This window comes from Paenarthrobacter sp. PPS72 (assembly GCF_048537125.1).
Lineage (GTDB): Bacteria > Actinomycetota > Actinomycetes > Actinomycetales > Micrococcaceae > Arthrobacter > Arthrobacter nitroguajacolicus_E.
In genome coordinates, this window is sequence record NZ_JBLYIE010000008.1 from 1 (window position 1) to 24347 (window position 24347).

Consider the following 24347-nt stretch of genomic DNA (forward strand, 5'->3'; position numbering starts at 1 on the left):
GCATTCTCTGTTTAAAACGCCGCTACAACCTCAACCCGACCGGTGGATCGAGGCTAAGGCACTCGGTCTTAGTCGGCTCGGTGAGCCACTCTGGTTCCTTGTCATAGTTGAACTCGGTTTGGTAACTCCCGGGATCCGCTGGGCTAAGTGTGACCGTCACCGCGAACCACGTATTGCCGCCGGGTCCACGCATGATGCTCCTCGCCTCAGACATCCGGTCAGCCAAGTGTGCTGGAACTTCCGTGGTGAACCGTGCCCCTTCCGTTTCCACGTTGAAGATGCACTCACGATGAGAGCCGATTTCCCTGAATTCCAGCCAGGCCGAAGACCACGTCGGTGGGAGGGTGGGGAACAGTTCAACAAGAACCGCGGTGATGTTCTGCATGGCGTCGATGGAGCTATGCAGCCCACCCGGCGCCCCGGCGGAGGATGGTCCGGACCGCGCAACGGCTGCGGGCGTCAGAGGAGCGCGCTGGCGGAAACACCAGGCAGCCGCAATGGCCATGGCTGGGCCGATGACTTGGGAAAGAACGGCGTGAAGAGGAATCCCCGCGGCGGAACCGAAACTGCCCACCATGGCGAGAAGCACAACGGCGAGACCGATAAACCCCTTGGTACGGCTGGCCCATCTCCGCAGGAAAATGAAAAGAAAAAAGGAGACGAGAAGCGGCGTTCCGATAACCCTCAGGAGGATCCCTCCCTGGATGATCGACCCGACGACGATCAGTGCGAAGGCGGCGAGGGCAAGCACGTTCCCCAGCCATTCCGGTGGAACAGGGCCCGGCACCTTGGGGTCGGGCTGATCGGCATTTGTCTCTTGCGCAGCAGAACTGACCCGCTTCTCCATGGTTCCCCCATCAAATGGAATTGGCCCTTCGAGTCTAGGCCAGTGCCGGATTGCCACCCAAACAAACCATCGCTTATGTGAATAACCCGCTACCATCCACACCATGGGCATCCACATTGGCACTTCAGGCTGGAGCTACGACCACTGGGAGCACGTGCTGTATCCCCCGGGTCTTCCCGCGGCCAAGCGTTTGGCCCACTACACGGCGCGATTCAGCACGGTTGAGCTAAATGCAAGTTTTTACCGGTGGCCGCGCGACACCTCCTTCGCGAGCTGGAGAGAGCGGCTCCCCGCCGGCTTTGCCATGTCGGTAAAAGCGCCGCGGGGTCTCACGCACGGCAAAAAGCTTTACAGTCCGGAAGTTTGGGTGGAACGGATCGTCCGTTGCTGGCACGAACTCGGCGACAAAAGGGCTGTACTCCTGGTCCAGCTACCACCGGATTTCCAACGCGACGACGCCCGGCTCGACTACTTCCTGGCCACCGTTCCGCAGTGGGTTCGCATCGCCGTCGAGTTCCGCCATGACACTTGGGATCACCCGGACGTTTACGCCTTGCTGGAGCGCCGGGGTGCCGCCTACTGCATCATGAGTGGCGCCCATTTGCCGTGCATCCTCCGGGCCACCGCACCATTTGTGTACGTTCGTCTGCACGGCCCTGACCATGAGCACCTGTACGGCGGCTCGTACTCCGATGCGGATCTCCGATGGTGGGCTGACCGCATTCGGGAGTGGGCCAGTTCCGGCAAGGACGTGTACGTCTACTTCAACAACGACGGCGGTGGTAACGCCGTGCAGAATGCTGAGACTTTGCGGTGGCTGCTTGGGGTCAGCTGAGCTCGCTGACCCCAAGGCGTAGATGGCCGGACGCTATGCCAGTCTTCCCCGCACGATCTCGCTGACGGTCTTGCCGTCAAAACGTCCTGCAACCTTGGCGGTGACGGGCTTCATGACGGCTCCGATGGAGCGCATGGAGAGCTCTTGGCCATCAGCCTTCAGCGCCTCGACGGCGTCGTCAACGATTGCCTCTACTTCTTCCCGGGTGAGGGCTTTGGGCAGGTAGGCTTCGATAATTTCAGCCTCGGCGACTTCGGCGGCTGCACGATCTGATTCGCCGGCCTCGGTGTAGATCCGGGCAGTGTCACGACGCTTGGCCGCTTCTTTTTGGAGCAGTGACGTCACCTGGGCGTCGTCCAGCTCTACAGGGGTCTTCCCGGACTTCTCGCGGGTAGCAATCTCGCCGAGGACGTTGCGGACAGTGGTGAGGGCAACCTTGTTGCCGGCCTTCATGTGATCAACGACGTCGGCTTTCAAGCGTTCTTTGAGTGTCATGATGTTGCTCCTTGTTCGGGATTCCTCCTGCCATCTTCCCAGCTTGGGCGCTCAAGCCGGTCTCCCGCTCCCCGAGGTATCCAAGCAGGCGGCAATGCCCGTTCGTTGCCACAGCCAAATTCATGCTTGCGATCTGAATAGTAAGCATGCTTAGCTTATCGAGTCACTGGAAATCCGGGATCATTCAGGAAACCCAGCTGACCCGCCAACCGCACAAAGGAGCCTTAGCGCTTAGGAGGGGACTCCCATGCCACTTTCAGAAAGGGAGCGCAAAGTTCTTCAGCAGCTTGAGCGCGAACTCTTTATCCAGGACCCGGATCTGGCCCGGCAATTGGAATCCGGGGTTCCGGTACGCGGGCCGGTTCAACCGCGCATCCGCGACGTCCTGACCGTCGCCGTCGGAGTGCTGTTGATCCTGCTGGCCATCCCTCTGCAAGCGTTCCCGTTTGCCCTCGCCGGGATCCTCCTTGCCGGCCACGGAATCTTGGCTCACCGCACATATAAAAACGCGTCCTCGTCAAGACTCCTTTGAAGGCAACGCCCCTGGCGGATCCTGTTCCGTTGGTTCCTTCTCAATCGGTCCGCTGACCACCACCTGCGCAGGGCTGTGAAGGAGGTAGCCGTTGAGCCAGGAGAACAAGGCCCGGATCTTTTGCTGGAGCCCGGACAGCAGGGCGAGGTGGACCAAAAGCCAGGACAGGAAGGCAAAGATGCCTTGCAACTGGAGGCGCTTGCGGCCCAATTCTGCCACTGCGGCGCCACGCCCCACCATTGCCATATAGCCCTTGTCCACGTAGCGGAAGGGCGTGCGGCTGCCTCCCCCGAGGTCCGCGAGGATATTCTTGGCCGCCCACTTCCCGGCCTGTTGAGCCACCGAGCCCAGTTGCGGCAATTTTGCCCCCGTTGAATCCGTGATGTTGGCTGCGTCTCCAATAACGTAGACGCCTTCGGCGTCGGGGGCGGTCAAGTCGGGGCGGACATCTATACGTCCACCTTTCCCCTGCGCAAGACCTGAACCGGCAATGAGGTCGCCCGCTTTGAGGCCCCCGGCCCACACCACGATTTGTCCAGGTACAGAAGTCCCGTCCGCCAAAGTCACCCCGTCCTGTCGGACTTCAGTCACGCCCACACCCATGTGCAGTTGGACTCCCACCTTCTTCAGGTGGTCCGTTGCGTAGCTTTGGGATTTCTTGGAGAACATGTTCAGGACACTGGGGACCATATCCACCAGATGCACCCGACACCGCGCCGCCAGCTCCGGGGAGAAGTACTTGCTCACAACGTATTTGACGTTCTCGGCCATTGCCCCAGCCGTTTCAACACCAGTGGGCCCGCCTCCCACCACAACAACATTCACAGACTCGTCGGGGTTTCTGTCAGCCTGGTCCAACAACCGGGTGAGGCCCGTCCCAAGCCTCGTGGCGTCGGTGACCGAGTACAGCGGGAAGGCATGCTCTTCCGCGCCCGGGGTATTGAAGAAGTTCGGGACCGCCCCAACCGCGATGACCAGGACATCCGCCCGCAAAGTTCGGCCCTCAGCAGTTATAACCACCCGTTCAGCGGCGTTAACGGCGTCCACCTTCGATGTCAGAACCTTCACTGTTTTGTAGCGGCGGAAAACCGAACGAAGCGGCCTGGCGATGGCAGACACTCCGATTTGCGAGGTCGCCACTTGATAGAGAAGCGGCTGGAACTGGTGGTAGTTGTTCGAGTCGATCAGCAAGACGCGAACACCCTTGCGACCAAGCTCCTTGGCTGCTGCTACGCCCGCGAATCCGGCACCGACAATGATGACTGGGTATGAGTCCTCCATGCGAGCAACTTACTTCACTCCACGCCCGGACAACAGGGGTTCGCGACCGCCGTCGAGCGTTTATCTTCTGGTCCTGTGGGTACGCAGTGGGTAGTGTTCTGCATTCGGCAACGCACGCGGAAGGGTGATCTTTGTGAATGAGGATGGGCTGACGAACGCAGTGCAGGAGGCCGGCGCTGTGGAGTTGCTCTTGATACGGCATGGCGAGAGCGAAGGCAACGTGGCCGCGACCGAGGCCCGATTGGCTGGAGCCGAAGTGATCGATGTTCCGGCCAGGGACGCTGATGTGAACTTATCGGGCACGGGACGGGATCAGGCCAAAGCACTGGGGACGGCGCTGGCCCGGATCGCCGATGAGCTCCGCCCGGATGCTGTTGTCTCTTCCCCGTATGCGCGGGCCCGGCAGACCGCGGAAATTGCTGTTGAGGCGGCTGGCTGGCCTTTGAAAGTGCTCAGCGATGAACGTCTCCGCGACCGGGAGCTGGGCATCTTGGACCGGCTGACACGTTTGGGCGTGGAGACCCGATATCCGGACGAAGCCGAAAGGCGGCTGTGGCTGGGCAAACTGTATTACCGGCCGCCCGGCGGTGAGTCATGGGCCGACGTCGCACTCCGCCTTCGTTCAATCCTGGATGAGCTCAACACCCTGGGTACAGGGCACCGGGTGATGCTGGTCTGCCACGACGCCGTCATCCTGCTGGTCCGCTATGTTCTGGAGGGAATGTCGGAGCAGGAAATACTTGACCTCGCGGCCACTACATCGGTGCTGAATGCCTCCATCACCCGGTACGTGCGGCCTTCGGGAACGGGGCCTTGGCAACTGGAGAGCTTCAATGTGGCTGACCACCTTACCGAACAGGGCGTCACTGTCACGGAACACGCGGGAGATGCCAGTGTCCACCCACAGTGATTCCGGCGCGCCAACACTGGTGACACCGTCGCTTCTGCGTGATTGGCCGCTGCCGGCGCCGGGAGAGGACAAGTACTCTCGCGGTGCAGTGCTGGTGATCGGTGGAGCACGGGCGACCCCTGGTGCGGCTTTGCTCGCCGGGACTGCGGCCTTGCGTGCGGGCGCGGGAAAAATTACCTTGGCCGTGGCCGAGTCCGTAGCGGTGCAGGTGGGAGTTGTGCTGCCGGAGTGCGGCTCAATCGCCCTGCCGGAGACCGCCGAAGGGTCGGTGACAGGTGAAGGATTGGACCGGATCTCGTCGTACTTGGAACGGGCCGACGCCGTGCTGATCGGCCCGGGTTTGGATGATCCCGACCTCGCCGAATCGCTGCTGCGAGCGCTCCTGGAGCGGGAGGAGTCCCGCGATGCGACGGACGACGGCGGAGCTCCCGCCCTCGTTCTTGATGCCTACGCCTTGGGCGGGTTGGTGAAGATCGAGGACGAGTTGGGACCGTGGCGTGGCCGGCTGATCCTGACTCCGAACCCCACGGAAACCGGAGTTCTTCTGGGCAGGGACGTGGAGGATCTTGGGGCTGATGTTGCTGAGGTCGCCCGGCGCTTTGATGCAGTGGTGAGTTGCCAGGGATACATCGCGACTCCCGGTTCCAGGGAAGACTCGACTCTGTGGAAGATCACCACGGGTTACGGCGGGCTGGGAACGTCGGGAAGCGGCGATGTTTTGGCGGGGGCCATCGCGGGGCTCAGCGCGCGCGGTACCAGCGATGCCCAGGCCGCGTGCTGGGGCACCCATCTTCACGCGGCCGCCGCCGACCGTCTGGCCAGCAAGCTCGGGCCCTTGGGTTTCCTGGCCCGGGAACTCGCTGACGAACTGCCCGCCCTCATGCTGGAGCTCAATACCTGATTCCCCTAGGCTGCCCTCATGGGGACCAAGGGAAGCAGCACTCAATCGTCGCGCGTCTTCGTGGAAAGTCCGGGATGCCTCCGGCCGGCACCTAAGCAGGCTTCAGCAACTCATGCTCGACGACGGCGGTACGCGAGAGGGTCTTGTAGCCCTCCTGCTCGAACAGGACAGTCATGACGTCGTCCTCGTGCCGCATTACCAGGCCCGGACCCCATTCTTTGTGGATCACCGTGGACTGCAAAGGGAACAGGTCCTCGGCATCTGAGGTGGGATACCCGGCGGAACCCTGCCCGGCGTCGTCGGAAATTCCAGCGCATACATCACAGTTGCGGCAGGGCTCCGGCAGGTCCTCCCCAAAGTAGCCCAACAGGAACTGGCGACGGCAAGCATCGGTCTCCGCATAACCTCGCATCATGGTGAGCCGGGATTGGTCCACACGTTGCCGTGCCTCAGCCAGTTCGACGGCGCGGTCCACCAATGTGCTCAGCTTGGCCTTGGAGCCAAGCCGGGCGCCGCGCTTACCTGTTGTCACGGCGCCGGCTTCCTCCAACTGGTTCACCAATGCTGTGACACGGCGAGCGGGGAAACCGGTGAGTTCCACAAGGGCGGTCTTTGGAGCAGGTGCACCGGCATTCTTGATGACTTTCACAACCGCCATGAGCGACTCCGCGTCCGGGGAGTGGGTGGCGAAGAACTTACGCAGCCCCAAGTCCTCGGCACGGTAGTGCAGTATCGCGGACGCCGCTTGGCCATCTCTGCCCGCACGGCCGATCTCCTGGTAGTAAGAGTCCAAGGACTCCGGAATATCCGCGTGCACCACGAACCGGACATCGGGTTTGTCAATGCCCATGCCAAAGGCGGTAGTGGCAACCACTACGTCCAGCTCGTCGTCCAGGAAACGCTCATGGATGCTCTCCCGGTCAGTGTCCGACCGGCCTGCGTGATACGCCTCGGCACGGAGACCGTGATCTGCCAGCTCGGCCGCGTATTTCTCCGTGTCCTTGCGTGTAGCGGCATACAGCAGCCCCAGCCCCTCCGCCTTGGCGAGCGCTGCAACGTGTTCCACTACGGCTTTTCGCTTGCCTTTGTCCTCTTGGTGCCGGACAACATCGAGGCTGATGTTGGGGCGGTCGAAGCCGCGAACCAGGACCAGCGGCTCCGTCATGCCGAGTCGCTTCACGATTTCATCACGCACTGGTGGGGACGCAGTTGCGGTGAGGGCTACCACCGGCGGGTTACCCAAGCGTTCGCGGACATTACCCAGTTCGAGGTAATCCGGGCGGAAGTCATGTCCCCAGGAGGATACGCAATGTGCCTCGTCCACGACGAACATGGTGATGTCCAGCTTGGCGATCCGCTCCACGGTTTCCTGCTTGGCTAATTGCTCGGGGGCAAGGAACAAGAAGATTGCCTTACCGGCCTCCGCCGCCTGCCAGGCTGCCTCCACCTCTGAATCGCTACGGGAAGAATTGATGGCGACGGCGGCGCCCTCACCCAGGTCCTCAGCCAACCCGTCCAGTTGGTCTTCCTGCAAGGCAATGAGGGGAGAAACGACGACGGCGGGCCGGCCCGTTTGTTGGTGAAGGTGCAGCGCGGCGACTTGATAGGTAGCGGATTTTCCGTACCCGGTGGGCATGACAGCCAGGACATCACGCCCCTCAACGAGGGCGGTCATGCCGGCGAGTTGGCCTTCGCGCAGCTCAGGCAGGGAAAAGGAAGAGGCCGCCAAGGCGGTCAAGGCAAGGTCATCGGACATTAAAAAGGTGGCTCCGCGTTGTGGTTCCAGCGGCCACTTGCATCAGCCGAGGTGACCAGCCTAGCGCGGGCGGGGACCCGCCGTCGTACGCTGTCCGCCTGGTTGTGGATAACCTCGTACGTTTGGCATCAGCGCGGACCCGCAGAGCGCACCTGATAGACAAGATGGGTGACACGGGTTCCTGGAACGATCACGGGATCATCGAGCATGATGTCCGTTTCCAGTTCTCCGAACCAGCGTATTCCGCTGCCCAGCAGTACAGGGACCAGGTCAACACGGAGTTCGTCCACCACGCCGCGGCGCAAGCACTGCTGCACTACGTCCGCACCGGCAACGCCGATCTCCTTACCCGCCGCGAGCTCGGAGGCACGCTCCAGGGCTGATTCCAGGTCCCCTACGAAGTCGAACGGCGCCGGTTTGCCGTCCCGCCGGGCCGGGGGCCAGCCTGCCGGGGGTTCGCGGTGCGTGAGAACAACTGTTGGTGATTCGTTGGGCGGGTGGCCGCCCCACCCCCTTGCCGCATCGAAGATCCGTCGTCCCGAGATGAACGCTCCCTCCCGCGGAAGCGACTTCCAGTAGGCGGCATCGGCTTCGCTGAGATGAAACGGCACTGGGTGGCCGGGCATCCAGGTTTCAACGGATCCGGCCTCATACCAATCGAACAACGGACCGATTCGATCGTCCTCACGGGCGATGAATCCGTCGAGGGACACGGAAAACTGGGCTGAAACGCGGCTGTTCCTGTACATGGAATCAGTGTCGCGGCCACTTCGGGCTTGTCAAGGATGCTGCCCGAACCAGAAGGGTAATCAGGCTACTTATCAAAGGCGTACGTTGTGCCTATGCTTATTCCATGGAGCCCACTTCAGCCATCCTTCTGGTGCTTCTCGGCGTGGTTGTCTGGCTCGGAGCCACCATCCTGCCCCTAGCCCTGCTCCCCTCGTCGCGCGCCGAGGAGGAGCACAAGCCCAGAGCCCGCCACCCCCGCCACCCCAGGCGTGAGCCGCGCGCCGTCCACCGTTTTCGACCATCCTCACTGAAGGTCCGTTCCGGCCACCATGCCCATGCGCGCCCGCACGGTGCTTAGCCAAAATGCCCCACTTGAGATTGCTTATTGCCCGTGCGGGCCAATGGGAATAGCGTTGAGGTGGAAGCCCAGTGGTCCCCCATCACTGGGCTTCCCTTTGCCGCCGTCCGGTTCCGTTTCAGGCTTTAAAAGGAGCGTCCTCCAGGAATGATCAGCTTTCTCAAGGCGACCGCTGCAGCCGATGAGTTGACCGGGATTGTGGGTATCGCGGCGCAGGTCATCGAATCCCTTGGAGAATGGGGGGTGGGCTTGCTGACGCTTCTGGAAACTGTATTTCCGCCCATACCCAGTGAGGTGATCCTCCCACTGGCTGGTTTCCTTAGTCAGCAAGGAAGCATAAATCTAATCCTGGTGTTCGTCACCAGCACCCTCGGGGCCTATGCCGGCGCAATGCTGCTGTATTGGCTGGGACACAAGGTGGGGTTGGAGAGGTCCATCAAACTGCTATCAAAGCTGCCGCTGGTCGATCGGGAGGATTTCGAGAAGGCGGCCGATTGGTTCGAACGCCACGGTAAATCAGCCATATTCTTTGGCCGGCTGCTACCCGGGGTTCGCAGCCTCATTTCCCTCCCTGCAGGTGCCGAACGCATGAATCTGATGACTTTCAGCGTCTTCACGGTTGCCGGTACCGGCGTATGGAATGCCCTGCTTATTGGAGCAGGCGCACTGCTCGGTCAGCAATATCACTTGGTGGACCAGTACTCACGATTTCTCAATTACGCGGTGTACGCGGGGCTTGCCGCGTTCATTGCGTGGCTCATCATCCGCCGCGTCAAGAAGCGTAAGCAAAGCACAAGCTGACCTGAAGATCCGGGGCGCTAGGCTGGCCGTATGCCTTCGACGTGGACCCTACTCATCGCGCTGCATGCCATCGCAGCGGGTTACGCCCTGATCTTCGGTGTGGTCCTCACCTCCTTCGGAATCAGGACAATCGACGGCGGATTCAACTGGCTCCATGCCCTCTCCGTGCTGACCTTCTGCACCCTGACCATGGGTCTGGTGACCGTCCGCCGCGGCAATGTCCCCGCACACCAACGCTTTATGACCGGCAGCTACTTCGGACTCGTCGGAGCATTCATCGGCGTCATCGCCGTGCCGGATCGTCGCCTCCCCCAAATGGCCGTCCACGACCTTGCAGGCCTCACTCTCTGGGTAGCTGCCCTTGCCCTCACTGCCGGGCTGACGGTGGCCGGGCTGATGCAGTTGCGCCGGAAACCTGTGCTGAATAAAGCACACCGGTGACGGCTTTCCTGCCTGCCGCAGCTCGCGGCCCCGGGCCGGCTAATCCCCGGGCTTCTGGACCCCGGCTTTGCCGGCCTCCAGTTTTGGACCAATGAACTGCCCCAAAACGAGCCAAGCGATTGTTACTACAAACGCGACATTGCCCAGTGCCGGGTCACCCCCCGTAACACCATTGACCAACAGGAACCATATGACAAGGTCCGCTAATGTAATCGCAGCGGTGATCGGCCACAACGGGCGCCGCCACGCAAACAGTCTTTGTCCCACCATCAGTCCCCCAAACTGAAAGATTTTGCGAACCCAGGCCCGCGTATGTGCCTAGTCTTCAGAAAAGCTATCAGGACCGCAAGTCAAACGGCGGGGCGGGTCGAGCACCACCCATCCCACATAACGAGAAATGAATATGGAACTTCTTGACGCCCACACTGTTGTGATCACTGCCGTGCTCTTGGTGCACATCACAGGTGTGATGATCGTGGCCGCATCAATCGCTGGCCTCGTGATCTCACTCTTTATCGTTGTCCTGGCTGTGCACTTCATTCGAATGACATGGGAACTCACGCAAAACCGGGGCAGAGTAGGCCGCTTCTACGGCAGCTTCAGTAAGTTTCTTGGTTCTTTGAAGGAAGGGGCTCTGGCTGCACGCCCACTGATAGCCGCGATGCGACAGAGGATCAGCCAGTTTTCATCGATCAGACCAGAGTAGAAGACGGGTAGGACCAGTCCGCCGTGGCAGAGACCCCCTGTATCCAGCTGGTCAAGTGCTCCTTGGACGGCGAACACAACTCGTCGTGGTCGGAGAGCAACATCGGAACGCCGGCATCGGTCAACTGCTCATGGGTGACGTCGAGACCACGGAGCGGGATACGAAGCTGTTCACCTCGACCAATTTGTCGAACCAGGTCATGCAGCGCCTGCTCGCGCGCCGCGACTGGGTCTCCTGAGGGATGGTCTTCGGATTGGATGAAGGGGACCCTGAGCTGTTCTATCTATTCCCGCAGGCGCTCCACCTGGATCCTGACATCTTCGGGGAGGAACCAGATCACCACAAACAAATGGAGCACGACGGCACCCATCCACCGGTGGGGAAAACCAAACCGCGTTGTGTCGGCGCCTGCGACCAGGCCTGCGATGAGAACGTGGATCTCTGTCGGCACCTGATCCGTTGGCACAAAGACCGTCACGGAGACCACGGCCATCACGACTACCGCGCTGAAGATCAGAGAGCCATTCCACGCCAGGGTTCCTTTAGGAGTGCAGGGAGTACCCAGTACGGCCCCATCGAGATCAATGTAGCAGTCGGCATCCAGCGCCAAGTTGTGGTTACCTCTGAGCATGGGATTGTTTCGGAAGAAAGTCCACGGCCCTCCGCTGGCAGTCCAAGCAGTGAGCACAGCGGCCGCCGAGGCACAGACACCGCTGCTGTTGACGGCTGAGGAGCTGCCCGAGGGCTTCGTTTACCCGCGGGGGCTGCTGCGGCTAGTGGAACTGGAACTGTTCGAATTGGAGCCGTGGTGGATCCTCACCAGTGATCAGCTTCGACGACACAATCGTGGCCTGGCCGACCGTTATCCCGACCGAAGGCTGATCTTGTTCGCCAGGCGTCAGGACAACGACGACACTGCCTGCTGGGATCTGGATACTGAAAAGGTTGCGATCGTTCACGATTTCGCCTCCCCCGAGTGGGAGGCCCAAGGCGAATTCGAAGACTTCGACGCCTGGTTGCACGCGGCCATCGACGACCTCATCGAGTTCTAAGACAGGCTGACTCCCCCATGCACCTGGTACAGCACATTGGTGATGTGGTCGATCGCTACTGGACGGTGGACGTCGAGATTATCGGCATCTGGGAGGACAGACCGGCCGCCTGCGTAGTGCACCGCCGCACCATCGATCCGACCACGATCTTGGGTCACCGGTTCCACCGGTTCGAGTTCACTTCCGCCTCAGCGGACGGCACTATCGAGGGCTACGCGCGGGACATAGCGATCACCCTTGCCGAACCGATCGGAACCCTGGCGTCCACCACCTGTGAGGATGAGCACCGCATCGTGTGGGTGGTCATCCTTGAGGACCGGCCAACGCCGGAGCCACCCGCCGAAATCCTGGAGAAGCTGGCCAAAGGGCCCTGACGTCACACCGGCGGCCGCCGTCCTCAGCCGATCTTGGTCCACACGCCACATCGCTGGGAAATGAAGCCCTCCCCTGCATACACAGTGACTGTGACGCCGTCTGGTGCGAAGCCGACGAAGTTGTTATCGATGATGTCCCCGCCGCCGGTCGTCCGTGCCCAGTAGCAATCCTTGACTCCGGGTTTCGTTTTGTAGGTTCCTGGCTCCATGGTCTGGCCGACGACTTTCGTGCCGTCCGAGACTTTGACGGCGGTCAGCACTTCTTGAAAGACCGCCGCGTGTGGAGCATCAGGGCAGATCGAGAGAGCCCCTTGAACGTCGGCGCGACGCCAATCCATCCTGGCAACGAACTGATCTGCAAAGTCGCGGTCCACCTTCGCGCACATCAGCATGACATTGCCGAATGTCCCAGCGGGCGCACTGACATCGCCGCCATGGGAGGCAACGACGTCGACGACCGCCTGTTCGCTGGGAAGCAACTCCACCTTTTTGGACGGTTGCTGCCCGTCGATGGCAATGGAGCACCGGCCCCCGGCGTAATGAGGGCTTGCCCAAACTTCCTTGTATGAGCGATAGGTGGCAGGCGTCCCCGTACCCTCGCTGCAGGTGAATTTGTACCTGTTCACGAGCCGTGCCGCCGCCATGGCGGCATCCTGGGCGGCCAGTTGTTCCGCTTCCGTGCGGTTGAGGATGACCTTGATGGTTTCCTCGTTCGTTTTGGCACCAGCAGCCGGTTCGGTCGATACAACCGCTACTATTTTGTCAGGGAGAGCCCTGTCCCAGCGAACACCGTCACTTCCGTGCGGCACGGGCGTCCTGAATCCGGCTTTGGAGAGAAGCTCACTGGCTTCCATGTAGGTCTTTCCTACGACGTCCGGCACGACGATCGCCGGTTTTTGACTTGGAGTGGCAGTGGTTTGAGTGGGAGAAGCCTGGATCTGCTGCTGTTCCGGCCCGGAGCAAGCCGCCAGCGTGACCACCACTATCGCTGTCAGAACCAATGCCACTAAGCGCTTCATCGTCCCGACACACTCCTTGCCTAGTCCAGCCCGCTCATCGGAACGACCGGCACCTAAGGTGGCTGCAAGCGGCCCTGGCCGCCAATGTGTGCTTCATCCTATGGCGCGAAGGGCACGGCGCCTAGGAGTTCACAAACCCATTTTGGCGCTAGGTAGCTTCTCATCAGCTTGGCTACAAGCGCGTCAATGCGGCTCTACCTCGGCCACAGGAAGACCGCCATGAAGACCAGTCCGGCGAGGGCCACGATACCGGCTGCCGCCTTCGACATAAGAGAAGATCGCGGATCCGGACAGGTCCTGGGGATGACGCCTTCCACGAACAGCACAAGCGCGAGACCGAAGCGAGGCGTCCCACGAGTCACCGGCAGCGGATGGTTGGGCATTGGGTTGATGATCCTGACGGTTTTCACGACCTCCTGGGCTTGGTGGGCCGGGTTCGATCTTGCGGCCGGCCAGCACTCCGCCGCGTACTACGGGGACAGATCCCGTTCCGCCGAACGGTCGTGGCCGTGTCCGTCACTGTGCCAGCACTGGCAGCTTTGGTGGCCGGTTACTCAGTGTTCGCCCGGCCCCGCAACGTGCTCCGGGGCATCGCCGGGTCTGTCGTCGTCGTGATCTGCCTGGCCGCCGCCGTTCTGTGGTGGCTGCTCGGGAGCGAAGCCGTCCGCAGGGCCACATACTGGGCCGAGCACACCACAGGTCAGTGGTAGCCATGGTCACTACTTCGCTCGCCAACCGCCGCTAGCCTCGAAACTCAGTGGCCGTGAGCTGCAAGGCCAAGCATCCGAGAGGTCATTTCGCCGCCGAAGTCGCAGCGGGTTCCTAATAGCCCGGCCCCAAGCAACTCCGGCCCAAGCTCCTGCGAGGAACCCTCCGAACCATGCGTATCCGGACTCGCCGAGGAGGAATCAGATCACTACGAACAATAGGAGAAAAACGGCTCCCATCCACTGGCGGGGGAACCCAAACCGCGTTGTGTAGGCGCCTGCGACCAGGCCTGCGATGAGAGCCCCGATCTCCAGCCGCACTTGATCCGTCGGCACAAAAACCATGACGGAGACCACGGCCATCATGACCACAGCGCTGAAGATCAGAGAGCCCTTCCACGGCAGTTGGCGTTTCTACCCACCACGGCCTCTTCCCGGTCAAGCTCGGTCGTCGAGTTCGGCGTTCCAGATGGTGTCCTCCTTCTCCTGGATGTGCAAACGGAAGTCCCAAGATATGGAGTGGCTTCGTTTGTCCGGTGCAGCCAGCTCCTTGGGGCCCGCCTGGGCAAGGGCATTTTGCCAGTCCACGAGATCGGATGTGAGCCTCAGGTCGGTCGTCATGCGGATCATCTTGTCCAGTGCCAGCGTGAAGTAGACGCCGTCGGATGGCTGGTGGAACGGATACAGGCCATCGTCCTTGTACAGCTTCCGGATGACTGCCATCTGCTTCCTGTTCGGATAGAACGCGTCGTAGACGGACTTACCGTTGAACTCCTCGTGCCGGACGCCGATGAGCGCCGCAATGTACTCGCGGACCGCTGCGGGTGCTTCAAGCAGTGTCGGGGCTACCGAAACATCGTGTCGCGGATTAGTGATCTCGAACAGCGGGTAAACGAGGGTCCCGTGATCTTCGAGGCCGACACTAAGGGAAACCTCCACCGGGTGGGAGCTGTACCGCTTCAGGCTTTGCTCAAACTCGGCCCGGGCATCATCCCACGGGGTCGGCTTGGCAAAGGGCTTGTACCCGGTCATCGGGAACGCCTCATCATAGGCCGGGTACTCACCGGAGGGGGTGAGTTGTTTCCATTCGACGGGTTCGCGGCAGACCCGCCGGGTGAGATCTTCGTAGCCGGCCCTGGCTTCGGCCAAGGTGTGCCCCTCCCGCTCATGGGCATCGCCGTAAAGCTCGATCAGCACGGCGCGTCCGGACGGGACGTAGAAGTCATCCTCGAAGGGTTCCAGTCCCAGATGCCGGCAGTAGTCGACGAGCATCTCATGGGTGAACCGGCCCGTCATCTTCGGCTCCTCGTACTTGGAGGTGTCCTCGAAGTCGTAAGGCTCCCCATTCTGGCTGAACTTCCACGGCTCAGAATTTCTGAGGCTGAGGAACCGCTTCAGACCACCGCGCTTTTGTTCGAACGTTTATAACCTAAGTCAGGTTTTTCCAGCTATGGTTATTTGACAACGCAACCTAGGTTATGGATAAACGAAATGCAACAGAACCTGATCCTCTCGCAGGCCATGTTGCTGTTGCGCGAAGCGGACGTGCGGATCACGGGCGGAAACCTCGACGCCTTATCTCTGACGCTCCCGGACCACAGCGTCCGGGAAGTGAAGGTACAGCTCACATCCACTCCCCCAACACCCAGCAAGCTTCGGGCCATCCTTGAACGGGAGGCTCGGACGCTGATTGTCACGTTCCGGCCAACCGAACGACTCACCGAAGCGGCTCTCCAGGACAAGGTCGACCTGATTACCATCGCACCGGTCTCCGTCATCATCGGTGGCGTTCAGCGCCTGGAACCACGGCATAAGCCCGAAGCCGGGGAGAAGACCCATGGGCGGGCGCCGTGGGGTCGGTGGGCACTGCTGCGTGCACTGGCCCTCGCCGACGGGCCGCGAACCCAGCAGGAATTGGCAGCAGCCGCCGGCATCAGCCAGCCCGCAGTGAACAAGCACCTGAAAACGCTGGAGTCTTTCGTCGATCGGGATCAGTGGGGCTGGCACGCCCACGACGTTGACGCCATCGTCACGTGGTTGCTCGCCAATTACCCCGGGCCCCGGGGTGTGACGTCCTATTGGTATGGGCTGGAATCCACGGCTGAGCAAGCCAAGAAGGCCGCCGAATACGCCACTGAGCTGGGCGCATCACCTTTGGTCTCCGGGGACGCTGCGGCGGACTTTTACGCGCCCTGGCGGCTGCCGGACAGCGCCATCGTGTACCTCCTTGAAGCCGTTGACTTCACTGATGCCGGCTTCGCCCCCGCGTCCCCGGAGGAAGCAACGCTTATCACCACCGTCCCTGAAGACTTCACGTTGTGGGCCACGGCGTCGCTGGCGCGCCGCTCGGAGGTGATCCCTCTGGCCGACCCGTTGATCGCGCTCAGTGACGTCATCGCCGGGGATGCGGTCGATAGCCAAGAGGCAGCTGACCAGCTCCGCAAGGTCATCGTGGCGAAAGCTGCCCGATGAAGACCATCAACGTCATCTCCACATCAAACGCAGCAAACCTTGGGTATCGGGCTCTGGCCGACGTCGCCGAAGCCGCAAAGGGCTTGAAATTGAAGGAATACCGCATTGTGGGCGGGCACATGGTCCAACTGCTTATACACGTCTACCCGACCACCGCTGCTATCGAGCGCAGTACCGCCGACGCCGATGCCGGCATTCAGCGAGCGACAGCTGCTGGCCAGGACTTGCACTTCCGTTTGCTAGAGCAAGGCTATCGATCGACCAGAGGCAACCAGTACCTCCGCGACAACGGTAGTGGGCCGATGCAAATCGATCTGCTTGTGCCCCATGGCACCGTCGGTGAGCCGGAGATCCTCAACGATCGTGGATTCGATGCCATACCCGGCCTTGGATTCGCCTTCAGCGCGAGTCACCTCGCAGTTGAAGTGAGAGTACTTCTACACGAAGACGGCGACCTACATTTCATCGTCCCTGTGCCCGACGTTGAGGCAGCCCTGATCTTGAAGGCCCTTGCCTGGAAATCACGAGGAGCTCCAAAAGACCTTGTCGACATATCTTCACTACTGGAGATCGTCCAAGAGCACAAGGACTCCCTGAGCAAGTGGGGATACGGCAATGACCGGTTAGCAGCTAAAGGGACACGGAAAGATGCCGCTGCCGCACTCCATCAAATCGTCACACTGTCCCGCGGCAAAGGGATTCAACAATTGAAAGCGCTGCAGTCGCCGGCCAGATTAGCCGCCTTGATCAGGAAGCATATCCCTGCACCCGCCAAACCATAAGGATGGACTTTTCAGGTTTAGATATGGAGCAGTTCGTTGATGACGCGTTGTCCGGCGCTGCGTTCACGGGTTGCCAGTGAGTCCATGAGGTCCACGGCGATGGCTGCCACCGGCGCCCGGCCGTCGGCGAAGGGTTCATCCAAATCGACTTCATGAATGATGGCGCTGCCGTCGGGATCTTCAACCAGGCCGAACGCGTCCGCTAGTGCGGACACGTCGCCGGCCATGACATAGCCTTCGGTAGTCCCACTTCCGCCGACCATCCCGGAGGTCCCGGCAATGGATTCCTCGCGCATTGCCGAGGCACCACTGGGGATCAGGTGGTCATTGAGTGCGGCCAGCCCGTCCGGGGTCGCCCGAAAGCGGTGGGTTTTGTCCTTGTTCCGAGAAAGAACACGAACGGCGTCGGCGTCCAGCTCACGCAGTCGAGTGTTCAACCGGGACTTCCCCGAAGCGCTGATCCAGATAGGGTTCTGACCAGAGACCAGAGACCAGCGCCAATGCAGCCCAGGCAGTCTTGGCCGTCCACACGCGGCCACGACGGGTGCCTGCCACGGCCAGGCGCTCCACCGACGAACGATCGATGAGCAACTGACGGCCAGGGCGACCACTGGCCGTCAACTGGCCAGAGTCGAGCAGGTCATGAACTGAGGCGCGGGTGATGCCGAGCCTGTCACCGACCTCCGCGACGGCCATCGCGTTCAGGTGCTGCATACACTAAACCTACAGTCGCAGGGCTTAGTGACAACAGTTGAACGAGGATTCTGACGCTAATCCATACCGTTGTGGGGATATGTGTCAATAGTTGGGGTTTTGCAGCACTTTGTTACCCTGCGCGAAATTCTTGCCTCCCGTTGTTCTCCATGCGAGCACTTTCCGCAGGGTTTGAGGAGACCGAACGAACATCCTTCTACCTGCGCACAACCTGCCTCTGGAGCTTCCAAAAGCCTCGGCGTAGCCTATGAATACCGCAGACGATACGAGGTCCGTCGTGAAATCATCAGCTCTTGGAATACTCGGTCTCACAGCCCTCCTGCTTGCTGGCTGCAGCGGACCGCCCCAGTCAGCACCGTCGGCCAGCCCTATCCCAACCGCCGGAGGAACAGTTAGTTCGACCGCACCGTCGCTCTCTGCAAGCGGTTCACCCACCCAGCATGTCAGCGGTCCACCGGTGTCGGTTCGCGGGAATTTGATCAAGCACATCGGCGAAACCTCGGTCGTGAACACACCCAAGAGTTTCAAACCGATGGTGAACCTCACGGTCAGGGCCATAGACGTAGATCCTGGTTGCACCGCCACATCGCCTCGGCCTGCAGAGAATGGCCACTTCGTAGTTCTCACCATTGACTTGGAAGCGGCGCCAGGCCTTCTCGAAGACGGCGACAAGAAGTGGGGTATGTACTCGACCGGCTGGAAAATAATCGCTGCCAACGGCACTACCCAGAACGGACGGCCACAGACAACATCATCGATCCTGTGCCTGGACGACGTTGAGGAGCTGCCAAACGAGATCGGTCCGGGCGAGAAGGCAACAGGAAAGGTCGTCCTGGACGTTTCTTCGCCGTCCGGCACTGTCGTCTATTCCGATCCTGGTTGGCCCAGCGGCCTCGAATGGGAATACCCCGCAAAGTGACCCACTAAAGGGGATGGCAGGCTGAATATCAACGCCTGAGAGAACAAGCCCAGTCAGAAGCCTATACGTGCCCACGCGGCCTCGAGCATTCGTATGCCCCTTTCCGTCCACAACTAAGGACCTCAGAAAGGTGTCACACGTGGAGGTAGTGACCTCGTTTATCTTGAGTGCGCCGAGCGCCGGTTTGATGAGCCGTTCGAACAGCCCGTCGTATTGGTCCCCGGTCTGGCGTCGGATTCCGCTCGTGTTATCAGTCGCAACCATATCCCCTTTGGAGTCGACGACGACCTTAGGAACCTCAATGCTTGCGAGCCAGTTTCCTGCCACAACGTTCAAAGTGGGGTTAGCTGCGACTTGACCCGCTCGCTCCTGGCGTTCCTTCATGGACGCCAGCAACGCGGTTGTGACCTTGCCCTTAGTCGAACCGAACTTACTATACGTCCGGGTGACACCGTCCCAGCCGCGGAACCTACAACTGGCCCGCCACTTTCCGGTCGTTTCATCCTTCGTGGCGCTGATGGTTCCCCCAGTGCCAATCGGCAGGGTGGACCTTCCCATCAGACGGTCCCGTCCGCCGAAATCGGTCGAAGCGTGCCGGCGGCACTACGGATGTCCCTTAACTCCCTTGCGTTGGCCTCGGTCCGTTGCCGTCCCAAGGTCTTGTTGCCTGGCTGCATGGCTCCTTCTATGCAGCAGAGGAGCCCGCTGGTGTCGAATGGCTTCTTGAAAGCGTGCAGTAAACGTGTAGTGCCCTGCATTTCAGACACGAAAAACCCCTCCGTTCCGGGCAAAATCGCCGGAATGGAGGGGTTCGTGGAGCCCCCTGTCGGATTCGAACCGACGACCCCCGCTTTACAAGAGCGGTGCTCTGGCCAACTGAGCTAAGGAGGCGCGCTCCGGTTACCCGAAGCAAAGCGCGAAACAGCGCTAGATAAGGTTAGCCCAGACCATCCCCGTCAACGAAATTCGCCGCCGGGCAGCCGTTGAGAGCGGCGAGTCAAAAGCCATAAAGCAACAGCGGCCGGCCACCCGCAAAGGGTGACCGGCCGCCGTCGTGAATGACAAAAGGTTAGCCCTTGGCGTCACTTGCCGCTTGGATCTCGGCGTTCAGGTCGGACCTGCCGTCCCACTGCTTGCCATCCACAAACACGGTAGGAGTACCTGTGATGCCGATCGCCGCGGCTTCCTGCGTGGCAACCTTCACCCACGGACGGAACTGCTTGCTGTCGATGCAGGAGTCGATGTTGGCTGCGGCGATTTCGGTGGCCATCTTCTTGAGGTCATTGTCGGAGATGCCTGCTCCGCCTTCGGCCGGCTGGCGTTCGAAGAGCAGGTCGAAGAATTCCGCGTACTTTTCGGGCGAAGAGTTCACTACACAGGCAGCAGCGTTGGCTGCGCGGGATGAGTAGTTGGTGGTGGATTGGCGGTCCAGGAAGCCCAAAGCGCGGTACTCAAGGGAGATCTTGCCTTCGTTGCGGAGATTCGTGAGCGACTCTCCATAAGCGGTTTCGAACTGCTTGCAGGCAGGGCAGATGAAGTCGATGTAGGCAACAACCTTGACCGGCTTGCCTGCTTCGGCTTCGCCAGCGGGAACCGTAACGGTAGCCGGTTTGGTAGCAAGGGGAGCCGGCACATCTGCCACGTTGACGCTGGCAGGCTCGGATTTCACAACTTCGGTGTTGGTCAGCAGCGTGATGCCGCCGTGAACGTTGCCGTTGGCCGGCGTTGGCCCCTGATCAGCTACGGGTGCGTTGTTCTGAGCATTTCCTATGAACACGAAGGCGATTACGGTGATGATGACCACCACGGCCGCCACGATTCCCCAGCCGACAAGAAGCTTGTTGCGCTTCTCCTTCTTCAGCTGCTCTTCGCGGATTGCACGCGCTTTCTCCCGCGCCTGGGCGGTCTTTTCGGCCTTGGACAGGCGTGGTTCGTTTGCGGGGCTCATCAGTTCCTCGGGGTATTCGACGTCATAGTGGCATAGCTAGGGCAACGGGGTCAGTTTACGGGAGCAAACTTGAAGGTTTGCCCACACCTCGCGCCCGGTTGTTGAACGATCAAGTGCCCGTGAAGATTCCGCTAGTAGGCTGGGAGTTGAGTCACAGCAACCCCAGGGAGCATTAATGCAGGATTTGGCAAGCGAAAAACTCACCACCGATCAAAGTGCCAAGGCTTCTCCAACCAAGAAGCCCACGGCGAGCACCTTCGATTTCATGGTGGTTTCCAACCGGCTGCCCGTGGACCGGTGCAGCAGCGACGGAAACGACGACGGCGGAGATGGCTGGCGTCGTTCGCCCGGCGGCCTGGTCACGGCACTCGCGCCAATGATGACAAAGTCCGACGGCGCGTGGGTGGGCTGGCATGGCGCACCCGATGAGACTGTGCGCCCGTTCAGCCATGAAGGCATGGACCTGGTCCCGGTTCAGCTCAGCAGCCACGAGGTGGAGCTGTACTACGAGGGCTTCTCCAACGCCACCATCTGGCCGCTCTACCACGATGTCATCGCACCGCCGGAGTTCCACCGTACGTGGTGGGATTCGTACCGCCAGGTCAACAAGAAGTTCGCCGACGCCGTCATTCGCCACGCCGCCGATCGCGCCACTGTCTGGGTCCAGGACTACCAGCTCCAGCTGGTTCCGCGGATGCTCCGCGAGGCCCGGCCCGACCTGAAGATCGGCTTCTTCAACCACATTCCCTTCCCTCCACCGGAGATCTTCGCGCAGCTCCCATGGCGCCGGGAAATCATTGACGGTTTGCTGGGCGCGGACCTCCTGGGCTTCCAGCGCCCCAGCGACGCCGGCAACTTCATGCGCTCGGCACGCCGCTTCCTGGGTGCCAGCGTCAAGCAGCAGCAGGTTCACGTCAAGGGCCCGGACGGTGAAGTCACTCACATTGCCCGGGCGCAGGCGTTCCCCATCTCCATTGACGTTGACCAGATCCGCGAGCTCGCGGCAAGGCCGGACATCATTGAGCGGGCCAAGCAGATCCGCAAGGACCTGGGTGATCCCAAAACCATCCTGTTGGGTGTTGACAGGTTGGATTACACCAAAGGCATCGGCCACCGCCTCAAGGCCTTCGAGGAACTGCTCCGCGAAGGCAGCATCAAGGTGGAGGACGCAACCCTGATCCAGGTGGCGAGCCCCAGCCGCGAACGCGTGGAACAGTACAGGCTGCTGCGCGAGGAGATCGAAGGTACCGTCGGCCACATCAACGGCACCTACGACACCATCCAGAACACGGCCGTGCGCTATCTGCACCACAGCTATCCCGTAGAGGAAATGGTCGCGCTGTACCTTGCAGCGGACGTCATGCTGGTAACCGCCCTGCGCGATGGCATGAACCTGGTGGCGAAGGAGTATGTCACGGCGCGGTCGGATGACGATGGCGCTCTGGTACTCAGCGAGTTCGCCGGCGCAGCCGACCAGCTCAAGCAAGCGCTCCTGATCAACCCACACGATATTGACGGCCTCAAGTCGGCCATCCTGCGCGCCGTAAACCTCCCGCCCAAGGAAGCCCGCCGCCGCATGAAGCTGATGCGCAAGCAGATCCTGGATCACGATGTGGATCATTGGTCAGCTGAGTTCCTGGCAGCATTGGAAGAGAAGGTGGTGCGTGATGACAGCTGAGAACCTCACCCTGTCACCGGAATTGCTGGACGCCGTCCGGCGCATCTCCGGAACGGAGCACCTCTTGGTGGCCCTCGACTTCGACGGCACACTCTCCCCCATCGTCGACCATGCGGAGGATGCACGTCCCCTGCCCCGTTCCGCCGCGGCGCTGGAGGCTCTTGCACAGCTTCCACGCACGACGACGGCCCTCATCTCCGGTCGCGCACTGGATAGTCTGCAGCTGGTCGCCTCGCCTCCGGCCGATACGCTGCTCATCGGCAGCCATGGTGCTGAGGTCTGGCTCGGCGAAGGGTCCTTGGGCTTGGAACTGGACGAAGACCAGCGGCTGAAGCTGGCCGCGGTCCGTGAGGTTCTTGCGGAAATCGTGAACATCGCTCCGGGGACGTTGCTCGAGGACAAACCTGCCGGCGTCGTCCTCCATACCAGGATGGCCGACGACGACGTTGCCGAGGACGCCGTCGAGGCCGCGATGCGGGTGCTCCGCGAGCATCCGGATGTCTACCTCAAGACAGGCAAGCGGGTGCTGGAGACCTCAGTGGTCCACGCATCCAAGGGTGAGGCCGTTGAGTTCCTCCGTCAGGCGACCGGTGCTACGGCCATCCTGTTCGCCGGTGATGACGTCACTGACGAGGACGCGCTGGGCCGGCTGATGGGTGACGATGTTGGCATCAAGGTAGGGCTGGACTTCACCCAGGCGCAGTATCGGGTGGAAGCGCCGGTGCACGTGGCGGAGTTGCTGGAGGCCTTGCTGCGGGAACGTCGCAGGGTCACCGCCGAGGCCTAGTGAGTGACCAGCGCAACATGTGACGTTTGTAACATTTAGGTAGTTCGTCCAAAAGTCTGACATACTCTTGGATGTGATGTGACGCACAGTACCGTGCGGCGTCACGCGATCCTCCCCGGCCATTGGCCGGGGAGTTCAACTGAAGAAAATGAACCATTCACAACGGATCGTCCGGCACGTACCTGCCGGTGAAGGGATTGATAACTGTGGCTACAGTTACTTTTGATAACGCTACGCGTCTGTACCCGGGCACAGATAAGCCCGCCGTCGATAAGCTCAACATCGACATCGCCGATGGCGAATTCCTGGTCCTTGTTGGACCCTCCGGTTGCGGTAAGTCCACCTCGCTGCGCATGCTCGCAGGCCTTGAGGACGTCAACGCAGGCCGCATCCTGATCGGCGACCGCGACGTCACGGACGTTCCGCCGAAGGACCGCGATATCGCAATGGTCTTCCAGAACTACGCCCTGTACCCGCACATGACCGTTGCGGACAACATGGGCTTCGCCCTGAAGATCGCCGGCGTATCCAAGGAAGAGCGCGCAGAGCGTGTCCGCGAAGCCGCCAAGCTTCTTGACCTCGAGGCATACCTTGACCGCAAGCCGAAGGCACTCTCCGGTGGTCAGCGCCAGCGTGTTGCCATGGGTCGCGCCATTGTTCGTAACCCGCAGGTCTTCCTCATGGATGAGCCGCTTTCCAACCTTGATGCCAAGCTCCGCGTCCAGACCCGTACGCAGATCGCATCCCTGACCCGTCGCCTCGGTGTCACCACCGTTTACGTGACCCACGACCAGGTCGAGGCCATGACCATGGGTGACCGCGTTGCTGTTTTGAAGGATGGTCTTCTGCAGCAGGTTGACACCCCGCGCAACCTTTACGACCGTCCGCAGAACGTCTTCGTTGCAGGCTTCATTGGTTCCCCGGCCATGAACCTGCTGGAACTGCCCGTCGTCGACGGCGGTGTCCAGTTCGGTGGAACGGTTTACCCCGTGCCGCGCAACATCCTCGAAGAGGCTCACGGCCAGACCGTCACGGTCGGTTCGCGTCCGGAAGACCTCGAGACGGTGGGCAACGGCGAAGGCCTGCAGGTTGAGGTCGACGTCGTGGAAGAACTCGGCGCTGACGCTTACGTCTACGGCCACACCATCCTTGATGGCAAGAGCCACGACATCGTTGCCCGCGTCGATGGTCGTCGCCCCCCGATGAAGGGCGAGTCCATCTTTGTTCGTCCGCAGTCCGGCCACGTGCACCTGTTCGACACCAAGACCGGTCTCCGCCTGGGCGACTAGTCCACACCGGCACC

The 24347-nt window shown here is 61.1% G+C and carries 31 protein-coding genes and 1 tRNA gene; 18 read left to right on the top strand and 14 right to left on the bottom strand.

From position 1 onward, the window contains the following. Positions 1-22: 22 nt before the first annotated feature. Positions 23-847 (bottom strand): TrbL/VirB6 family protein, encoded by an 825-nt coding sequence (locus tag ACLRGI_RS05205; protein WP_419200594.1) that lies wholly within the window; start codon positions 845-847, stop codon positions 23-25. 103 nt (positions 848-950) lie between these two features. Between ACLRGI_RS05205 and ACLRGI_RS05210 the strand changes: the two genes are divergently transcribed. Further along, positions 951-1682 carry a DUF72 domain-containing protein gene (locus ACLRGI_RS05210; protein WP_419200595.1) on the top strand — a complete coding sequence of 244 codons (732 nt, stop codon included), beginning with the start codon at positions 951-953 and terminating at the stop codon, positions 1680-1682. Positions 1683-1715: 33 nt separating this feature from the next. Here ACLRGI_RS05210 and ACLRGI_RS05215 read toward each other — a convergent pair whose 3' ends face one another. Then, positions 1716-2177, bottom strand: a complete 462-nt coding sequence (locus ACLRGI_RS05215) for a GatB/YqeY domain-containing protein (protein WP_419200596.1) — start codon at positions 2175-2177, stop codon at positions 1716-1718. A 247-nt stretch (positions 2178-2424) separates the two neighbouring features. Here ACLRGI_RS05215 and ACLRGI_RS05220 point away from each other — a divergent pair, with 247 nt between their 5' ends. After that, entirely contained in the window at positions 2425-2709 is a 285-nt protein-coding gene (locus ACLRGI_RS05220) for a DUF3040 domain-containing protein (RefSeq protein WP_419200597.1), read from the top strand. Here ACLRGI_RS05220 and ACLRGI_RS05225 read toward each other — a convergent pair. Further along, on the bottom strand, positions 2695-3990 hold the full coding sequence (locus tag ACLRGI_RS05225) for an NAD(P)/FAD-dependent oxidoreductase (RefSeq protein WP_419200598.1): 1296 nt from the start codon (positions 3988-3990) through the stop codon (positions 2695-2697). The genes ACLRGI_RS05220 and ACLRGI_RS05225 overlap by 15 nt on opposite strands. A 124-nt stretch (positions 3991-4114) precedes the next feature. Between ACLRGI_RS05225 and ACLRGI_RS05230 the strand changes: the two genes are divergently transcribed. Both ACLRGI_RS05230 and ACLRGI_RS05235 read left to right on the top strand, forming a co-directional pair. After that, positions 4115-4900 carry a histidine phosphatase family protein gene (locus ACLRGI_RS05230; protein ID WP_419200599.1) on the top strand — a complete coding sequence of 262 codons (786 nt, stop codon included), beginning with the start codon at positions 4115-4117 and terminating at the stop codon, positions 4898-4900. After that, on the top strand, positions 4878-5801 hold the full coding sequence (locus tag ACLRGI_RS05235) for an NAD(P)H-hydrate dehydratase (protein WP_419200600.1): 924 nt from the start codon (positions 4878-4880) through the stop codon (positions 5799-5801). Before ACLRGI_RS05230 ends, ACLRGI_RS05235 begins: the two co-directional genes overlap by 23 nt. 91 nt (positions 5802-5892) lie before the next feature. Here ACLRGI_RS05235 and ACLRGI_RS05240 read toward each other — a convergent pair whose 3' ends face one another. Then, positions 5893-7557, bottom strand: coding sequence for a RecQ family ATP-dependent DNA helicase (locus tag ACLRGI_RS05240; protein ID WP_419200601.1), 1665 nt, complete (start codon positions 7555-7557; stop codon positions 5893-5895). 128 nt (positions 7558-7685) lie between these two features. Then, on the bottom strand, positions 7686-8306 hold the full coding sequence (locus tag ACLRGI_RS05245) for a dihydrofolate reductase family protein (RefSeq protein WP_419200602.1): 621 nt from the start codon (positions 8304-8306) through the stop codon (positions 7686-7688). Positions 8307-8410: 104 nt separating this feature from the next. On the opposite strand from ACLRGI_RS05245, the gene ACLRGI_RS05250 reads away from it, so the two are divergent. The 5 genes from ACLRGI_RS05250 to ACLRGI_RS05270 all read left to right on the top strand — a co-directional run bounded on the left by ACLRGI_RS05250 (position 8411) and on the right by ACLRGI_RS05270 (position 10830). Beyond that, a complete protein-coding gene (locus ACLRGI_RS05250; protein ID WP_419200603.1) occupies positions 8411-8644 on the top strand; it encodes a hypothetical protein in 234 nt (77 codons plus the stop codon). Between the two features lie 147 nt (positions 8645-8791). Next, entirely contained in the window at positions 8792-9445 is a 654-nt protein-coding gene (locus tag ACLRGI_RS05255) for a DedA family protein (protein WP_419200604.1), read from the top strand. 30 nt (positions 9446-9475) lie between these two features. Continuing rightward, a complete protein-coding gene (locus ACLRGI_RS05260; RefSeq protein ID WP_419200605.1) occupies positions 9476-9886 on the top strand; it encodes a DUF2306 domain-containing protein in 411 nt (136 codons plus the stop codon). Between the two features lie 397 nt (positions 9887-10283). Further along, positions 10284-10592, top strand: a complete 309-nt coding sequence (locus ACLRGI_RS05265) for a hypothetical protein (RefSeq protein WP_419200606.1) — start codon at positions 10284-10286, stop codon at positions 10590-10592. An 85-nt stretch (positions 10593-10677) separates the two neighbouring features. Continuing rightward, on the top strand, positions 10678-10830 hold the full coding sequence (locus tag ACLRGI_RS05270) for a hypothetical protein (protein ID WP_419200607.1): 153 nt from the start codon (positions 10678-10680) through the stop codon (positions 10828-10830). Positions 10831-10875: 45 nt separating this feature from the next. Here the strand turns inward: ACLRGI_RS05270 and ACLRGI_RS05275 are convergent, their stop codons facing one another. Further along, entirely contained in the window at positions 10876-11223 is a 348-nt protein-coding gene (locus ACLRGI_RS05275) for a hypothetical protein (protein ID WP_419200608.1), read from the bottom strand. Here ACLRGI_RS05275 and ACLRGI_RS05280 point away from each other — a divergent pair. Beyond that, entirely contained in the window at positions 11222-11644 is a 423-nt protein-coding gene (locus ACLRGI_RS05280) for a hypothetical protein (protein WP_419200609.1), read from the top strand. The two genes, ACLRGI_RS05275 and ACLRGI_RS05280, sit on opposite strands and share 2 nt — an antisense overlap. A 17-nt stretch (positions 11645-11661) precedes the next feature. Continuing rightward, positions 11662-12018: a hypothetical protein gene (locus ACLRGI_RS05285; RefSeq protein WP_419200610.1), complete on the top strand. Its 357-nt coding sequence runs from the start codon at positions 11662-11664 to the stop codon at positions 12016-12018. Between the two features lie 23 nt (positions 12019-12041). Here the strand turns inward: ACLRGI_RS05285 and ACLRGI_RS05290 are convergent, their stop codons facing one another. Together ACLRGI_RS05290 and ACLRGI_RS05295 are read right to left on the bottom strand one after the other, a co-directional pair. Further along, positions 12042-13037: a PASTA domain-containing protein gene (locus ACLRGI_RS05290; protein ID WP_419200611.1), complete on the bottom strand. Its 996-nt coding sequence runs from the start codon at positions 13035-13037 to the stop codon at positions 12042-12044. A 194-nt stretch (positions 13038-13231) separates the two neighbouring features. Then, positions 13232-13447 (bottom strand): hypothetical protein, encoded by a 216-nt coding sequence (locus tag ACLRGI_RS05295; RefSeq protein ID WP_419200612.1) that lies wholly within the window; start codon positions 13445-13447, stop codon positions 13232-13234. A gap of 99 nt (positions 13448-13546) precedes the next feature. Here ACLRGI_RS05295 and ACLRGI_RS05300 point away from each other — a divergent pair, with 99 nt between their 5' ends. After that, a complete protein-coding gene (locus ACLRGI_RS05300; protein ID WP_419200613.1) occupies positions 13547-13747 on the top strand; it encodes a hypothetical protein in 201 nt (66 codons plus the stop codon). 435 nt (positions 13748-14182) lie between these two features. On the opposite strand, the gene ACLRGI_RS05305 is transcribed toward ACLRGI_RS05300, so the two are convergent. Then, a complete protein-coding gene (locus ACLRGI_RS05305) occupies positions 14183-15040 on the bottom strand; it encodes a hypothetical protein (protein ID WP_419200614.1) in 858 nt (285 codons plus the stop codon). Positions 15041-15235: 195 nt separating this feature from the next. Here ACLRGI_RS05305 and ACLRGI_RS05310 point away from each other — a divergent pair, with 195 nt between their 5' ends. Both ACLRGI_RS05310 and ACLRGI_RS05315 read left to right on the top strand, forming a co-directional pair. Next, positions 15236-16216, top strand: a complete 981-nt coding sequence (locus tag ACLRGI_RS05310) for an ArsR family transcriptional regulator (RefSeq protein ID WP_419200615.1) — start codon at positions 15236-15238, stop codon at positions 16214-16216. After that, on the top strand, positions 16213-16998 hold the full coding sequence (locus tag ACLRGI_RS05315) for a hypothetical protein (protein WP_419200616.1): 786 nt from the start codon (positions 16213-16215) through the stop codon (positions 16996-16998). Before ACLRGI_RS05310 ends, ACLRGI_RS05315 begins: the two co-directional genes overlap by 4 nt. A 17-nt stretch (positions 16999-17015) precedes the next feature. Here the strand turns inward: ACLRGI_RS05315 and ACLRGI_RS05320 are convergent, their stop codons facing one another. Together ACLRGI_RS05320 and ACLRGI_RS05325 are read right to left on the bottom strand one after the other, a co-directional pair. Beyond that, a complete protein-coding gene (locus ACLRGI_RS05320) occupies positions 17016-17435 on the bottom strand; it encodes a hypothetical protein (RefSeq protein WP_419200617.1) in 420 nt (139 codons plus the stop codon). Continuing rightward, the gene (locus ACLRGI_RS05325) at positions 17416-17712 is read right to left on the bottom strand and encodes a helix-turn-helix domain-containing protein (protein WP_419200618.1); all 297 of its coding nucleotides are present in this window, start codon (positions 17710-17712) and stop codon (positions 17416-17418) included. Before ACLRGI_RS05325 ends, ACLRGI_RS05320 begins: the two co-directional genes overlap by 20 nt. A 505-nt stretch (positions 17713-18217) precedes the next feature. On the opposite strand from ACLRGI_RS05325, the gene ACLRGI_RS05330 reads away from it, so the two are divergent. After that, positions 18218-18631, top strand: a complete 414-nt coding sequence (locus ACLRGI_RS05330; protein ID WP_419200619.1) for a hypothetical protein — start codon at positions 18218-18220, stop codon at positions 18629-18631. A gap of 557 nt (positions 18632-19188) precedes the next feature. Here ACLRGI_RS05330 and ACLRGI_RS05335 read toward each other — a convergent pair. The 3 genes from ACLRGI_RS05335 to ACLRGI_RS05345 form a co-directional block, all read right to left on the bottom strand. After that, complete coding sequence (locus ACLRGI_RS05335) at positions 19189-19398, bottom strand: hypothetical protein (protein ID WP_419200620.1); 210 nt, start codon at positions 19396-19398, stop codon at positions 19189-19191. Positions 19399-19445: 47 nt separating this feature from the next. After that, positions 19446-19522, bottom strand: a tRNA-Thr gene (locus ACLRGI_RS05340). Positions 19523-19700: 178 nt separating this feature from the next. Then, positions 19701-20579, bottom strand: a complete 879-nt coding sequence (locus ACLRGI_RS05345) for a DsbA family protein (protein ID WP_419200621.1) — start codon at positions 20577-20579, stop codon at positions 19701-19703. A 175-nt stretch (positions 20580-20754) separates the two neighbouring features. Here ACLRGI_RS05345 and ACLRGI_RS05350 point away from each other — a divergent pair, with 175 nt between their 5' ends. The 3 genes from ACLRGI_RS05350 (at position 20755) to ACLRGI_RS05360 (ending at position 24333) form a co-directional block, all read left to right on the top strand. After that, entirely contained in the window at positions 20755-22257 is a 1503-nt protein-coding gene (locus tag ACLRGI_RS05350) for an alpha,alpha-trehalose-phosphate synthase (UDP-forming) (protein WP_419200622.1), read from the top strand. Then, positions 22247-23044, top strand: a complete 798-nt coding sequence (otsB, locus tag ACLRGI_RS05355) for a trehalose-phosphatase (RefSeq protein WP_419200623.1) — start codon at positions 22247-22249, stop codon at positions 23042-23044. The genes ACLRGI_RS05350 and otsB overlap by 11 nt, the downstream gene beginning before the upstream one ends. Positions 23045-23250: 206 nt before the next feature. Beyond that, complete coding sequence (locus ACLRGI_RS05360) at positions 23251-24333, top strand: ABC transporter ATP-binding protein (protein ID WP_089593814.1); 1083 nt, start codon at positions 23251-23253, stop codon at positions 24331-24333. The last annotated feature ends 14 nt before the right edge of the window (positions 24334-24347 follow it).

Coding starts and splice junctions, on each gene's coding strand:
- ACLRGI_RS05205 (WP_419200594.1), bottom strand. CDS start 847: ATGGAGAAGCGGGTCAGTTCTGCTGCGCAAGAGACAAATGCCGATCAG.
- ACLRGI_RS05210 (WP_419200595.1), top strand. CDS start 951: ATGGGCATCCACATTGGCACTTCAGGCTGGAGCTACGACCACTGGGAG.
- ACLRGI_RS05215 (WP_419200596.1), bottom strand. CDS start 2,177: ATGACACTCAAAGAACGCTTGAAAGCCGACGTCGTTGATCACATGAAG.
- ACLRGI_RS05220 (WP_419200597.1), top strand. CDS start 2,425: ATGCCACTTTCAGAAAGGGAGCGCAAAGTTCTTCAGCAGCTTGAGCGC.
- ACLRGI_RS05225 (WP_419200598.1), bottom strand. CDS start 3,990: ATGGAGGACTCATACCCAGTCATCATTGTCGGTGCCGGATTCGCGGGC.
- ACLRGI_RS05235 (WP_419200600.1), top strand. CDS start 4,878: ATGCCAGTGTCCACCCACAGTGATTCCGGCGCGCCAACACTGGTGACA.
- ACLRGI_RS05240 (WP_419200601.1), bottom strand. CDS start 7,557: ATGTCCGATGACCTTGCCTTGACCGCCTTGGCGGCCTCTTCCTTTTCC.
- ACLRGI_RS05245 (WP_419200602.1), bottom strand. CDS start 8,306: ATGTACAGGAACAGCCGCGTTTCAGCCCAGTTTTCCGTGTCCCTCGAC.
- ACLRGI_RS05250 (WP_419200603.1), top strand. CDS start 8,411: ATGGAGCCCACTTCAGCCATCCTTCTGGTGCTTCTCGGCGTGGTTGTC.
- ACLRGI_RS05255 (WP_419200604.1), top strand. CDS start 8,792: ATGATCAGCTTTCTCAAGGCGACCGCTGCAGCCGATGAGTTGACCGGG.
- ACLRGI_RS05260 (WP_419200605.1), top strand. CDS start 9,476: ATGCCTTCGACGTGGACCCTACTCATCGCGCTGCATGCCATCGCAGCG.
- ACLRGI_RS05265 (WP_419200606.1), top strand. CDS start 10,284: ATGAATATGGAACTTCTTGACGCCCACACTGTTGTGATCACTGCCGTG.
- ACLRGI_RS05280 (WP_419200609.1), top strand. CDS start 11,222: ATGGGATTGTTTCGGAAGAAAGTCCACGGCCCTCCGCTGGCAGTCCAA.
- ACLRGI_RS05275 (WP_419200608.1), bottom strand. CDS start 11,223: ATGCTCAGAGGTAACCACAACTTGGCGCTGGATGCCGACTGCTACATT.
- ACLRGI_RS05285 (WP_419200610.1), top strand. CDS start 11,662: ATGCACCTGGTACAGCACATTGGTGATGTGGTCGATCGCTACTGGACG.
- ACLRGI_RS05290 (WP_419200611.1), bottom strand. CDS start 13,037: ATGAAGCGCTTAGTGGCATTGGTTCTGACAGCGATAGTGGTGGTCACG.
- ACLRGI_RS05305 (WP_419200614.1), bottom strand. CDS start 15,040: ATGACGGGCCGGTTCACCCATGAGATGCTCGTCGACTACTGCCGGCAT.
- ACLRGI_RS05310 (WP_419200615.1), top strand. CDS start 15,236: ATGCAACAGAACCTGATCCTCTCGCAGGCCATGTTGCTGTTGCGCGAA.
- ACLRGI_RS05315 (WP_419200616.1), top strand. CDS start 16,213: ATGAAGACCATCAACGTCATCTCCACATCAAACGCAGCAAACCTTGGG.
- ACLRGI_RS05325 (WP_419200618.1), bottom strand. CDS start 17,712: ATGCAGCACCTGAACGCGATGGCCGTCGCGGAGGTCGGTGACAGGCTC.
- ACLRGI_RS05345 (WP_419200621.1), bottom strand. CDS start 20,579: ATGAGCCCCGCAAACGAACCACGCCTGTCCAAGGCCGAAAAGACCGCC.
- ACLRGI_RS05350 (WP_419200622.1), top strand. CDS start 20,755: ATGCAGGATTTGGCAAGCGAAAAACTCACCACCGATCAAAGTGCCAAG.
- otsB (WP_419200623.1), top strand. CDS start 22,247: ATGACAGCTGAGAACCTCACCCTGTCACCGGAATTGCTGGACGCCGTC.